Genomic DNA, 12,748 nt, shown 5'->3' with positions numbered 1-12,748 from the left:
ACAATAAAAATGTTTTAAAATATGCGCTTCCGTTGCTAAACTCCGATCGTTCATCTTCATAACTGCTGCAAAACTATAAATTTGGCGATATACTCCGCAGATGCGTAAAAAAAGGAACATTGCATGACCCTTAAGGCCATGTATGACAATATTGCGGACCACCATTCTATTGCCAATCGCTTCGGCTCAATCAGTAAAAGCCATACGTGTGCCATTGCACAAATTACTAAAGCACACTTGGGAATGAAGCCTCATTATAAGGTCTTAGATCTTGGCGTAGGAAATGGTGCTTTTCTAAAACAGCTCAGGCAGCATATGCCAAATGCTGAATTTACAGGCATTGATGTGTCACCAGTGATGTTGAAACAAGCTAAGGCGGCACTTGAGTTAACTACTATTGAAACCAGTGCTACTGAAGCCAGCCATTATCTGCCTCACCATAGTCAAGACTTAATCCTTGCTCATTTTATAAATGCTTACATACCAATCAACAAATTGTTTAATCAAGCAAAACTGCTCACTCGGTCAAATGGACATTTTTCTCTAATCACAACAACCTATGAATCCTTTCCTATAGCACAGCAGCAACTGGCTGACTTTGTTTCCCAAGAATCAATACTTAGCCGCATTGTTGGGCATTATTATAAAGCAATTGTTAAAAATACGACGGTTGCAGCAAGCGAAGATGAGTTAATATGTGCTCTGGCCCAGCACCACTTTCAGATCGTAGACCACCAACGAATACGTATTCCTATTGAAATAAATAATATTGACGAACTAGTATCTTTTGGAATTGAAGGCACTTGGTTTTTGAACAGTTTGTCGATTCGAATGCTGCCAAAGAATTTTCTACTGCAGCGATTGAAGCGTTTATTCAGTAAAATCTTTACCTTTCCCTACAGAGACACTCATATTATTGATGTGGTATTGGTAAGAAAATAAGCCCAAAACCGACGGCCAAAATGAGCATCTCTGCATTAAAGACCCAAATTATCTCTTTTAAAGACTCGATCAGCACGATAACTGGAGCGAACCAATGGCCCGGAAGCTACCTCAAAAAACCCTTTTTGTAAACCAATCTCACGTAGTGAAGAAAATCTTTCCGGAGTTACATAACGTACCACAGGTAAATGATTTCTAGTCGGTTGTAAATATTGTCCCAACGTTAATATATCAACCTGATGAGCCCGTAAATCATCCATGGTTTGGATGATTTCTTCATCGGTTTCCCCTAATCCTAGCATTAGGCTGGTTTTGGTCAGGACATCAGAGCGATATTGTTTAGCAAAGGAAAGAACGTTGATTGTTTGCCAATATCCGGCACGATTGTCTCGTACGGGATGGGTGAGCCGCTCAACCGTTTCAACATTCTGCGCAAACACGTCAACACCACTATCCAACAGAACAGCAACATCCTTCAAATTGCCCTGAAAGTCTGGGGTCAGTGCTTCCACTTTTGTTTTTGGACAACGGCTTTTGATAGCGCGGATCGAATCAGCATAATGCTTCGCACCACCATCCGGCAAATCATCACGATTCACAGAAGTCAATACAACATAATCCAAATTCATTAAAGAGACCGTTCTTGCAGTATTTTCAGGCTCCTGCATATCAAGCCAGCCATGAGGATTACCTGTATCTACAGCACAAAAACGGCAAGCCCTGGTACAAACATCCCCCATCAGCATAATCGTTGCGGTTCCATGAGACCAACATTCGGCGATATTGGGACATTTTGCTTCCTCACAAACCGTTGCCAATTGATGTTCTTTAACACGCTCTTTTACCCGATTGTAGGCTGGTGTTGTTTGGTTCACGATCCGCAGCCATTTGGGTTTAGACAAACGCTCATGCTGCAAATTTACTGATTTTACACCGTCTTTTATGGCAACAATTCCTTGTTTCGTTTTATATTTCCGGCCGCTTTCAATAACAATCGGAATATCCGTTAGTTTACTCATTATGACACCTGTTGATTTAATGGCCTATGTTCCCAAATCAATCCATGAGAATCAAGAATTCATCGCTCATATCGTTGCTTCAGACGCACCACTATCCATCCACATAATACAGAAATAATAAGAACCATTGTGGATAAAGACATGCTCGCTAATAATTTTGGATAAATAACCAATACTCCACCAATCATCAGCAAAATAAGGCAAGCAGCTACTCTTAAATATTGATCATAGCGCACAAGACGCCCAGATCGACTTAAATAAAGGTAGACAACGAGAAAGAGCGCTAAAGGCAATGCGTAGAATAGATGATAAATGAGAGAATAAAAAATATGCTGCGTCATTGTCAGCTTTTGTTTGGTCAACCATTGTTCAAAGATCAAGGCTACGTTTAAAGCACATGTTTGTTGGTAAATTTGAACCACGATGGCGGTCAGAAAGGCCGATGCATAATGCAATCTTGTGGGTTTCACCCCTTTATTATGATTTATCTTGCGATGAAAATATAAAATATAAAGCAATAATAATAGACCCACGAATAATGCAGGCCATCGCAGCCATGGTATGGTTTGATAATAATAAGCTGCATTAACTTGTCTTATCCAGTGAAGCATCACTAACGAGGCAAGAAAGATAATACCTGTGATGAGTTGTGACTTATAGTTTGGATACAACCACAGAAAGGCAAGGAAAGCAGCCAAACTAAAAAAAGTACAAGGGCTAATGGCATCTATGATGGCTGCCATAGGAATAAATTGCATCGCTGACTGAGTAATATTTTCATTCAGATTGAATTGATTAGCAGCGCCCCACTCCCGCAATACATTCACCGTGCGTGAGCTCAACTGACCATCCTCACGAATTTGTTTCCGGCAATAATTCAGGGCATGCATTAATGTTTTACCCGATGTTTCTGCATCAGCAAACCCTGCCCAGCGCGAATTACAGAAAAAAATGGCAGGCACCGAAAAATCGTTTGAGTTTTGCTGCTGCAAACACTCATGAAATAATTTTAACGCCCCTTTATCTTGGTTAATCATATAACGGTGGATAATAAGCCAAGGCTTTTCTTTTTTCATTTTGCTGAAAAATTGATCCGCTTTATGACAGTGTGGACACGTTGAGGATAAGAATAAATCCACATGTATCTGAATTTTGTCTCCACTTCCCGTAACCCAATGACTCAATTGGGGATTAGCGTGAATCAGCGATAGATGAAGAAAAAATAAGCTCAACAATATTTTAATGGCAGTGCGCATCCTTGTTCCCATTTGATATAAAATAGACTCTATGCTCTTAAAGATCATGCTTCGCGCAGTTTCTCACCTCTTGCTAGCCGCTCTCGCTGGATAAGCAGTAAATTGCGGGAATAAATAAAAACACCGGTTGACTGACCCAGAATAAAGACTGGATCACGTTTATAAATGGAGTAGGTTAATAACGTAATACCCCCCAGAAGACTTAAATACCAAAAAGCAACAGGAATCACACTACGCTTTTCCTTTTCACTGACCAACCATTGTACAATGAAACGGGCAGAAAAAATGGCTTGCCCTAATAGGCCGATGCCTAACCAAATATATTCAACATTCATGATCACATACCTCCGGAGCACATGGCCGTTTCAATAACCATCGCATCCCGATTAAATCATGTATCCCGACAAAGAGACGATTCATCACCCCATATTTTGATACCCCATGGCAGCGTGGACGATGATTGACTTTGACGTTTACCAATCTAAAGCCAGCACGTTTAAATAAAGCCGGCAAAAAACGATGCATATGATTAAAATGCGGCAAATTTAAAAAGGTCTCACGTGGAAAAAGCTTTAAGCTGCAGCCAGTGTCAGGACATTCATCATTCAGCAACCAGCGCCGGATACCATTCCCAATACGTGAAGAGAACTTACGTAAGTGATTGTCATCACGCTTCTGACGGTTTCCTAAAACAACGCTGCGAGCATCCGGCAGCTGTTCGATAAGGCGCGGAATATCTGCAGGATCATTTTGACCATCACCATCCATGGTCACCAATAATCGATAACGAGCGGCACGAGCCCCCGTTAATAAAGCGGCGCTTTGTCCATAATTATTCTTATGACAAAGCAAGCGCAAATGTTCCTGATTTTGTGCCAATGCATGCAAGCGTTCTTTTGTGCCATCAGTGCTTCCATCATCAACAAAGATAACCTCAAATCGATAAGTGGTTGCAGACAACACACGAACTGTCTCGTGATATAAGGTTTCTACATTATCTTTTTCGTTATAAACTGGGATAATGATTGATAAATCAATGGGAAAATCGGCAGACATCCTTAACACCCAACATCGCTAAAAATTTATACATTATATACCCATTGTCAATGAAAATGCGAGATTTTAGGCGATAACCCTCATCAATTAGGACGCAAGAATTATAGAGTCTTAAAGCTTGTTAACAATTTCGCTAAAAATAGAACAATAGCGTTATTTATGAGCACCGCAGCGCAGTGTACATGGAAGTACATGAGCAGCGGAACACAGAAAATGACGGTTAGTGTTCATTCTTAGTAGAATTTGTTAACAAGCTCTTAACGATTCCTTACAAAACTTGGTAAATGACTTAATGTGCTTTTATGCCGCAACCAACAAAGCAGCAATCCTATTTCCACAAGCGCCAAATAGCTGGCAGCCAGAACATCGCTCAAATAATGATTTGTCAATAAAATCCTTGATAGAGCTACGGTCAACCCGCCGATTATAAACGCATATCCATAACGAGGAAATAAAATACTCAAACCAAATACGAACCCCATCATGGTTGTGGTGTGGCCCGAAGGCAATGACCAATAAGAAGCATGGGTCTTTAATCCATAAAAACCATATAACCCATCATAAAAAAGCAGGTGAGGACGGGCACGGCCAAGTGTTATCTTTAATACAAGACAAACCAAACTAGGAATCACCACACACAACCATAAGAACCAAGCTTGCGCCTCCCACTGCGGTTTACGATAAACGTATCGAAACACAAACGCCAGCAGAAAGAGAGACACAAAATAAATCCCGCCTAATCCTAGGTTGGTAATCCATTTCAAGAATGGGACGTGAGCATCCAGATCAAGATCATAGAAAAAGAAGGCAATTGGCTGGTCAAAATACAAAAATGACAAAATAATAAATCCCCAATAAGCGGCAGCAATCCATGGTTTTGTCAAGGTTGAAAACAAACGATCAAACGGCTTCATAAAATGATTTCTCCTCGTTATAAATTGATGACACGCCCTAGGGTCTGTTTACATTTCTTTTTGACCAATAAGAGTTTGACCCACTTCCCTTTGCTGTAATTGTATCCATCGATGTGCTGCAAAATAGTGAGCGGCATCTTTTCTGCAATCGATGCAAGATCACGCTCATTAATTAATAGTAAATGATTTCCATGACATTTCATCTTACCCATGGCCGTTTCAGCGTCGGTGAATAGCACCTTTTTTGTATTTAAATAAAACACAAGTCCCGGTTCGGAAAAACCAACGACTAATAAAGGACTTTCATCTGAAATATCGACTTTATTGACCACCTGCGCCACATTATAAGACAGCCATAAAGGATTCAATTGTGGTAAAAAAACCGAAAATGTAAATGGAAATGTCATTAATGCTGTGAGTAATACAAAAACACTGGCTTTAAAATAGGCGCCCTTCCAGGCAAAAAACACACAAGCAATCCCTATCCCACAGATCACTAAAAATAATAACACATTTATGAGTGTCAATGGTTGCAACAAAAGATAGGGCATAATTAATAAACCCGCGGCCAAACCAACGGTTAATACCCCCCATAAAAATTGCAGGCTATGCAACCATTTTCCAGGTTTTTCTTTGACTTGCTCCACCACAAGTGCAAACAGTAACGCAATGGCAGGAAACGTCGGTAAAACATACTGAGGCAGTTTGGTCGGCATCATTTCGAAAAAAATCCAGGTGGGCAAAATCCAAGCGATTAAAAAACGTACCGTTTTCTGATGGCGTTCTTTATAAGCATAAACAGCGCCTTGCCATAAAAATAAAGAAGCAGGCCAAAAAGTAAACGGCAAAACAACCAAATGAAATAAAGGCGGCTTGCCATGAGACTCATGCCCTCCTTGCAACTTTGGCAATAAATCTTTATGCACCATTTGCAAAAGATAATTACTTTGCTCAGCAGCATTCACAAGCAAAAGCCAAGCGAGACTTAGCACGAGGAATAAGCACAAACCAAAGAAAATACGTAATCCCCGTAGCCAATCGAGGCGACGTTCAAACAAACAAAGTGCCGCTACAGATAATACACCGACCAGTGGAGTCACCCCTTTCAAAACAAAACCATAAGCCATAGCCAGCCAAAAGATGCAAGCCCATCCCCAATGGACAGATTTACGGTTTATTCCATTTGAATAAATGATCCATAAAGCACCCTGCATGAGGACAACCGATGATAATAAGGAAGCATCAATCACTGCCATATGGGTTTCAACCACAAGCAAGAGCGATGAAGCAAGAAATGCGGATGCTAATAGAGCCGTTCGTTCATGCACAAAACGACGTGAAAAGAAAAAGGTTAACCACACGGATAGCAAAGCACCAATAACCGAGGGAAGACGATAAGGCCAGATTTTTGCTTGCTCTCCATCACTGAACAGCTGGACAAAAGCAGCTTGCAACCAATTAATTCCTGGTGGTTTCTGAAATCTTGTTTTATCCTGAAAACGAATTTGGAAATACTCACCAGTTTGTACCATTTGTCGCGTTGCCTGGGCAAAATGCGCCTCATCACGCTCAACGACTGGCAAATTTGAGATGCCAGGTAAAAACAGTAGTAAAGAAAATAAACCAAGTAATAAATAGGGATTGATTCTTGACAACGTGCAATCTCATCAGAATTAAAACGGCATCCTATTAAAACTGAGCATGAAATTCTAGTATTAAATGGTTTCATATCCTAAAATTGAGTCAGGACTTACGCAAAACGCCATTTTCTGTGTTAAAAAGAAATTTTGATTCAGTCATTTAGTTCGTCTAAACTCCTCATCAACATTTCTTTTTGCTTTGACCTCCGTTTTTTCAGAAATCATCATGAGAAATCCATGCCAACATTAACCTTAATTCAAAAAATTGCAATCTGGGCAATTCCTGTCTTGTTTGCCATCACCTTACATGAAGCAGCACATGCCTGGATGGCAAATCGGTTTGGCGATAGCACCGCTAAAATGCTTGGTCGGTTAAGCATTAATCCTCTGCGGCATATTGACTTGGTGGGAACCGTATTGGTTCCACTGTTAATTGGCATTTTAACAAAATTTAATTTTGTGTTTGGTTGGGCGAAACCAGTACCAATCAATTGGGATCAATTACGCCATCCACGGCGTGATATGCTTTTTGTAGCGCTCGCTGGGCCAGTAACCAATTTTATTATGGTTGTTATCTGGGCTACTTGCTTCAAAATTGCATTGATGCTTAATCCGCAATCCTCCACAATTGCCCTTTTTCTGCTACTTGCCTCCCAAGCTGGGATAATAATCAACCTGATCCTGGCCTATATAAATTTACTCCCTATTCCACCGCTCGATGGCAGTCGAATTGTAGCGAGTCTCCTAAGCCCTTCACAATCAGCCATCTATTTAAGATTGGAGCGCTTTGGTTTTTTAATTATGCTTCTTTTACTGATTACAGGCCTATTGGGGTGGTTACTTAGCCCGCTTCTTATTTGGTCACTTTATTTCATTAAATCCCTCTTCAATCTATGAGAATCCTCGCCGATTTCGCATTACCTGATCTCCAGAAATGGTTTGTAGAGCCATTCACCCTGACTACTTATGAAACTCCACAAGAACTGGCCGATTTAATCCATCACCATGATATTTTGCTGTGTCGTTCTACCATTCAAGTGACTGAAACCCTTTTAAAAGATAGCACCATTCAATGTATTGCCACGGCAACCAGTGGCACGGATCATATTGACATTAATTATTTAACAAAACGTGGCATTCGTTTATTCGATGCCAAAGGATGCAATGCCAATGCCGTTGCCGATTATGTGGTCGCCTCCGTTGCTTTTTTGCAGCAAGCCAAGCTGCTGAAAGGTTGTAAAGCGGGTGTCATCGGTGCTGGGGAAGTAGGACAACGTGTCATAAAACGTTTGGCCGCAGCAGGATTTGAAGTATTGCCCTACGACCCACCCAAAGCGATGATGGAGCATCAATATCACTATGGAACAAAGACTGATTTATTATCCTGTGATCTGCTTTGCATTCATGCTAATCTGCATGAATCGCTTCCCTTCCCCACTAAAAACCTTCTGGATAAACACTTTTTCTCACAAGTACCGCCAGGCATCGCCATTATTAATGCCGCACGTGGCAGCATCGTCAATGAAGATGCATTATTAACCCATGAAAAATCAATCGCTTACTGTACAGATGTCTATCTTAAAGAACCTGATATTAATCCACATCTCATTGATTTTGCCACGCTCTGCACACCTCATATTGCAGGACATAGTATTGAAGCAAAACGAGCAGCTGTCCAAAAAATTGGTGAACAACTTTATCATTACTATGGTTTACCACTTCCTTCACTATCCGTTCCTGCACAATCCAGGCCACTATTATCGGATAAAACCAACTGGCAAGACTGTGTTCTCTCTTTATACAATCCATTTACAGACACTGACCTTTTAAAATCCGCACCGGATAAAAAACAGGCGTTTTTACTCCAACGTCAATCTCATCAAAACCGTCATGACTTTTGCTATTACGATAGCAGCCAACTGAGCCCACAAAAAAAAGCACTGCTTGGATTCATATGTTAGTATAATCTTAATCATTGTGGTACAATATAGTTCAAAAAACTCTCTTCTACTTTAAGAGCATAGAGGTTTGGTTATGGTAGATATTCTAAAAAACGAACATTTGCGCGCACAATTTGTAGCCTGGCGAAGCGCAAGTGCTGCTGAGGAAGAAGACCATCTAGCAACCACTCTTTTAATTAACGATTATGTTAATGGAAAAAAACTGATTGAGATTCAAGAAGAGCTCAGGAGCGCTAGCTCGCCACACTTTATTTCTTTTGGCCCAAAACGCTTACAAGGAGCCGTTCTCTATGCAAAATTGGTGATTGAAGGATATCGCCAGAAAGAAATCAGCGAAGAGGAAAAATTACTGCTTGCAGAAATAGGAGCCGATATAGGCCATCTCTATACTACCCCAACCAATAACCCAAAAACTCGAATTGATAAAGTCATTGCGAATATTTCTCTTTGGCTGGAACGCTACGCACTAGACAGCAACAACAAAAACCAGGCAAAAAATTTATGTCGCGCATTATACGCCGCATTAAAAATCACCGAACTTCGTAATGCTACGTTAGACGATACACTAAAGCATATACTTAAAACCAGTTATGATATTAACGTGGATGAAATGCGGGCTGCTTTGCAAACACTCCTCGACAAAACGGCTGCTGCCAGTACAAACCTTGATGAACTGATCAGGAAACAAGAGGAAGACATCCTGGCGGAATTAAATCCACTGATAAGGCATTTTAATGCTTCATACTTTGCACTCATCCAGGAAGAGCAGCCAGAAGAAGAGAGGCTAGAGCGACTACATCAAGCACTTGAGGAAGATGAAGCCAATTTCGCCCGTTTAATAACACTTAGAGAAAATCGAACCAGATTCAATGAACAATTAAATCATGCAAGCCTGTTACTCAGAGCGCTTGAAGAAAATGATGAAAAAATTGTTGGTAGACAATATGCATTAGAATTAGTCGCAGCTCACAGAAAAAGCTACGACAATCTTATAGAGAATTCCGTACCAGAAATAAGAAGGCTGTGGGAGGCAAGACAAGCGCAACTTGAGCATCCTGATGCAGCAGGGAAAATTAAAAGTGGAATTCAATATGGCGTAAGTACAATTACTTTTCTTCCCACCATTGCATTTCGTGCCTTTGCTCCAGCATTTATAAAAAGAACCGTTCAGCAATATGCTCCATCTACTGCTGACAGTCAATTTAAAGAAGAACTCATGGCGTTAGCACAAGCACGTCAACTGGAATTAAATAGACAGCTTCAAGCGATCAATAACGATATTAAAACAGTATCTGCTCATTTAACTCATCGACTTCCTGCTAAAGAAGAAGTCACATTATTACTTGAGACTGTGAGTATTCCTGGCTTAAAACAATTGCGTATTTCCACCAGCACCCTTAAAGATTTGGTAAAAGAATACCAGGAATTAAGAGCCATGATGAATCGAAATCAACAAAAACTCCATGAGATAAATGCATTAAATAATTACATTGATTCATTTGTTGCCAAACATAATGGTTTTTGGGTCTGGTTATCCAATTTGTTTGCAAAAATATCGTCCATCTTTAAAACTGATACCGCACGCAAACTAGATGAAGTGTTAACAATTAAAAAAGAATTACAGGACTTAAAAAAAGACTACGAAGCACAAATTAATCAGAAACATATGAACATAACAGAAAATTTTCTTCAGGTTTCCTCAGAAATAAAAGAAGATTTAGAGACCCTTTTACCAGCTCATGAGTCAGCACCATCTCCTCCTCGAGTCTACCAGGTTGATAATATTCATCATTCGTTTAGTCGCATCAGAAGACAGCATCAACGAATCATAAATCCTGAAGAAACGTTGGCTTCTCCTGTACCCGTACTAGCAATGTAGTATAATTGCGAATTGTAACGGCTCTCCCTACCCTCCTCGGCTCGTCTGAGATCTTCGCTGAAGTGACGACTTGGACCCTGTGAACAGACCGCAGGGTATGGAAGAAAAGCTCGGGAAAATTGCTGGTTTAAGTTATCATGAATTAAAAATAACTTAGGTGAAACATGAAAAAATACGTTATTGCCTCCTTTTACAAATTTGTTGAACTCGTTGAATATGAATCGTTGAAAAAACCCATCTTACAAGTCATGAATGCCAACAACTTGCTGGGAACCATTATTCTGGCTAAAGAAGGCATTAATGGCAGTGTCGCCGGAACACGGAATAACATTGACTATTTATATCATTATTTAAAAAGCGACAGCCGCTTTCATGATTTATGGTTTAAAGAAACTCATGACGATTTAATGCCATTTGATAAGGCCAAGGTAAAGTTCCGTAAAGAAATTGTAACCATGGGTGTTGAAGGCGTCTCACCGCTTAAATCTTCCGGTATTCATATCTCTCCTGAACAATGGAATCAACTGATTTCCGACCCCAACGTCTTAGTGATTGATACTCGTAATGACTATGAAGTCAAGCTTGGAACCTTTAAACAGGCAATTAATCCATGCACAGACAATTTTCGCGAATTTCCTGAATACGTTAAGACGCATTTAATGGATAAAAAAGACAAGAAAATTGCCATGTTTTGCACAGGAGGAATACGTTGTGAAAAGTCCACTGCGTATCTGAAAGAGTTAGGATTTCAGGAAATATATCAACTGGATGGCGGCATCTTGAATTATCTGGACAAAATACCAGAAAAAGAATCTCTCTGGGAAGGAACATGCTTTGTATTTGATGATCGGATTGCCATTGAAAAATAAAAAATGCTTATTGAACAGTTATTTTATTATTTTCTTGCTTCACTCAAGTGAAAAAAATGCAAGAATAATAAAAACACTTTTTTACAATTAAGTTCAAAATAAACCTCATTTTTTATAGTGCCATGCCAAATGTTTTTTGATCAAAAATTTAAAATGAATAATAAAAACTGGGTAAAAATCTGGTTTTCTACAAACCCTCAAGAAGTCGTAACTCCAACTATTGCTGATCAACTTATAACATTAGGAATAGAGAATCCCCAAAGGAAATTTACTTTAGTGTTTAGCAGTTCTATTTTAGATGAGGAAGGAAGAAAAAAATTAAACACACTACAAACCTCATATCATGAAAATGATTTTTGTAATCTTTCTCTCCATATTGAATTTCTCGATATTGACTCACCAGATTTTATTGAAAAACTTGATGAAAATGAACAAGAATTATTTGAATATGCCCGATTGGAATTGAGGAGTTTTAGTCATGGCGGAAACCCGGCCGCAGCCAGTGACATTATACGCCTATTAAGCCCCTGTTATAAACAAGGAATTTACACTGATTTTGACGTACTTCTAGATTTTTCAAACACGTTACTTTCTGAAAGTGGTCATGAAGACATTCCTGCTGCTGTTCTTATTCCCACAATAAGCTATAAGGGTCGTTATTGTAATGATGTCATTATTATTGCCTCTGGAGTAAAAGCTGCCGAACTTGATTTTATTAAGTGCTTACAGGCTGGAATAGTACAAATGTATCGTGGTGAAGGATTAGAGAATATTCTAAATAATATGCAAATGAAGAGAGCGGAGGATGATGAAAAGCAATTAGATCAAATGATAAAAAATGTAAAAAGGCAACGAACCACAAGAAATCCTTTAATCGCTTTAAGAGCTGAAATTGAGAAAAAAATAAAAGAAGGACGCTCCCTTGATTTTTGGACAGAAGCTTATAAACAATCAGTCATGCAGGCAAGCGGGCCAGGAATGTATAGGCGGGTAATATATGATCAACAATTTTCACCTGCTTCAGTAGCTTCTTATCATCAAGTAGAAAAATTAAGAACATTAATAAAATCACAAATAGATGGACAGAAAAATACTGCCTCATGGATCCCTCAAAGTGCAAAGCAAGGACTATTAATAATGAATACAATAGCGCTTTCTGAAGGAAACACGCCATTAGTAACAGAACCAGTTAATACAGCCCCTTCGCTATAG

12 protein-coding genes are annotated in these 12,748 nt (G+C 39.6%); 6 read left to right on the top strand and 6 right to left on the bottom strand.

What is annotated here, in order from left to right; all coding sequences use genetic code 11:
• Positions 1 to 123: 123 nt before the first annotated feature.
• Positions 124 to 942, top strand: coding sequence for a class I SAM-dependent methyltransferase (locus E1O52_RS01495; protein WP_133126940.1), 819 nt, complete (start codon positions 124 to 126; stop codon positions 940 to 942).
• 35 nt (positions 943 to 977) lie between these two features.
• Here the strand turns inward: E1O52_RS01495 and lipA are convergent, their stop codons facing one another.
• From lipA to E1O52_RS01465, 6 genes are all read right to left on the bottom strand, one after another.
• Positions 978 to 1,961 carry a lipoyl synthase gene (gene lipA / locus E1O52_RS01490; RefSeq protein ID WP_133126939.1) on the bottom strand — a complete coding sequence of 328 codons (984 nt, stop codon included), beginning with the start codon at positions 1,959 to 1,961 and terminating at the stop codon, positions 978 to 980.
• A 59-nt stretch (positions 1,962 to 2,020) separates the two neighbouring features.
• The gene (locus tag E1O52_RS01485; RefSeq protein WP_133126938.1) at positions 2,021 to 3,217 is read right to left on the bottom strand and encodes a hypothetical protein; all 1,197 of its coding nucleotides are present in this window, start codon (positions 3,215 to 3,217) and stop codon (positions 2,021 to 2,023) included.
• Between the two features lie 44 nt (positions 3,218 to 3,261).
• A complete protein-coding gene (locus E1O52_RS01480; protein ID WP_133126937.1) occupies positions 3,262 to 3,552 on the bottom strand; it encodes a lipid-A-disaccharide synthase N-terminal domain-containing protein in 291 nt (96 codons plus the stop codon).
• Positions 3,542 to 4,273: a glycosyltransferase family 2 protein gene (locus E1O52_RS01475; RefSeq protein WP_133126936.1), complete on the bottom strand. Its 732-nt coding sequence runs from the start codon at positions 4,271 to 4,273 to the stop codon at positions 3,542 to 3,544. Before E1O52_RS01475 ends, E1O52_RS01480 begins: the two co-directional genes overlap by 11 nt.
• 257 nt (positions 4,274 to 4,530) lie before the next feature.
• Complete coding sequence (locus tag E1O52_RS01470; RefSeq protein ID WP_133126935.1) at positions 4,531 to 5,187, bottom strand: phosphatase PAP2 family protein; 657 nt, start codon at positions 5,185 to 5,187, stop codon at positions 4,531 to 4,533.
• A gap of 17 nt (positions 5,188 to 5,204) precedes the next feature.
• The gene (locus E1O52_RS01465) at positions 5,205 to 6,842 is read right to left on the bottom strand and encodes an ArnT family glycosyltransferase (protein ID WP_133126934.1); all 1,638 of its coding nucleotides are present in this window, start codon (positions 6,840 to 6,842) and stop codon (positions 5,205 to 5,207) included.
• A gap of 222 nt (positions 6,843 to 7,064) precedes the next feature.
• Between E1O52_RS01465 and E1O52_RS01460 the strand changes: the two genes are divergently transcribed.
• The 5 genes from E1O52_RS01460 (at position 7,065) to E1O52_RS01440 (ending at position 12,748) form a co-directional block, all read left to right on the top strand.
• Entirely contained in the window at positions 7,065 to 7,724 is a 660-nt protein-coding gene (locus E1O52_RS01460) for a site-2 protease family protein (protein ID WP_133126933.1), read from the top strand.
• On the top strand, positions 7,721 to 8,788 hold the full coding sequence (locus E1O52_RS01455) for an NAD(P)-dependent oxidoreductase (protein ID WP_133126932.1): 1,068 nt from the start codon (positions 7,721 to 7,723) through the stop codon (positions 8,786 to 8,788). Before E1O52_RS01460 ends, E1O52_RS01455 begins: the two co-directional genes overlap by 4 nt.
• 73 nt (positions 8,789 to 8,861) lie before the next feature.
• Positions 8,862 to 10,667: a hypothetical protein gene (locus E1O52_RS01450; protein WP_133126931.1), complete on the top strand. Its 1,806-nt coding sequence runs from the start codon at positions 8,862 to 8,864 to the stop codon at positions 10,665 to 10,667.
• Between the two features lie 164 nt (positions 10,668 to 10,831).
• Positions 10,832 to 11,536, top strand: coding sequence for an oxygen-dependent tRNA uridine(34) hydroxylase TrhO (gene trhO, locus E1O52_RS01445; protein WP_133126930.1), 705 nt, complete (start codon positions 10,832 to 10,834; stop codon positions 11,534 to 11,536).
• Between the two features lie 129 nt (positions 11,537 to 11,665).
• Entirely contained in the window at positions 11,666 to 12,748 is a 1,083-nt protein-coding gene (locus E1O52_RS01440) for a glycosyltransferase family 88 protein (protein ID WP_133126929.1), read from the top strand.

Source organism: Legionella nagasakiensis (assembly GCF_900639915.1).
Lineage (GTDB): Bacteria > Pseudomonadota > Gammaproteobacteria > Legionellales > Legionellaceae > Legionella_A > Legionella_A nagasakiensis.
This window is presented reverse-complemented; position numbering and strand designations above follow the sequence as displayed.

Coding starts and splice junctions, on each gene's coding strand:
- E1O52_RS01495 (WP_133126940.1), top strand. CDS start 124: ATGACCCTTAAGGCCATGTATGACAATATTGCGGACCACCATTCTATT.
- lipA (WP_133126939.1), bottom strand. CDS start 1,961: ATGAGTAAACTAACGGATATTCCGATTGTTATTGAAAGCGGCCGGAAA.
- E1O52_RS01485 (WP_133126938.1), bottom strand. CDS start 3,217: ATGCGCACTGCCATTAAAATATTGTTGAGCTTATTTTTTCTTCATCTA.
- E1O52_RS01480 (WP_133126937.1), bottom strand. CDS start 3,552: ATGAATGTTGAATATATTTGGTTAGGCATCGGCCTATTAGGGCAAGCC.
- E1O52_RS01475 (WP_133126936.1), bottom strand. CDS start 4,273: ATGTCTGCCGATTTTCCCATTGATTTATCAATCATTATCCCAGTTTAT.
- E1O52_RS01470 (WP_133126935.1), bottom strand. CDS start 5,187: ATGAAGCCGTTTGATCGTTTGTTTTCAACCTTGACAAAACCATGGATT.
- E1O52_RS01460 (WP_133126933.1), top strand. CDS start 7,065: ATGCCAACATTAACCTTAATTCAAAAAATTGCAATCTGGGCAATTCCT.
- E1O52_RS01455 (WP_133126932.1), top strand. CDS start 7,721: ATGAGAATCCTCGCCGATTTCGCATTACCTGATCTCCAGAAATGGTTT.
- E1O52_RS01450 (WP_133126931.1), top strand. CDS start 8,862: ATGGTAGATATTCTAAAAAACGAACATTTGCGCGCACAATTTGTAGCC.
- trhO (WP_133126930.1), top strand. CDS start 10,832: ATGAAAAAATACGTTATTGCCTCCTTTTACAAATTTGTTGAACTCGTT.
- E1O52_RS01440 (WP_133126929.1), top strand. CDS start 11,666: ATGTTTTTTGATCAAAAATTTAAAATGAATAATAAAAACTGGGTAAAA.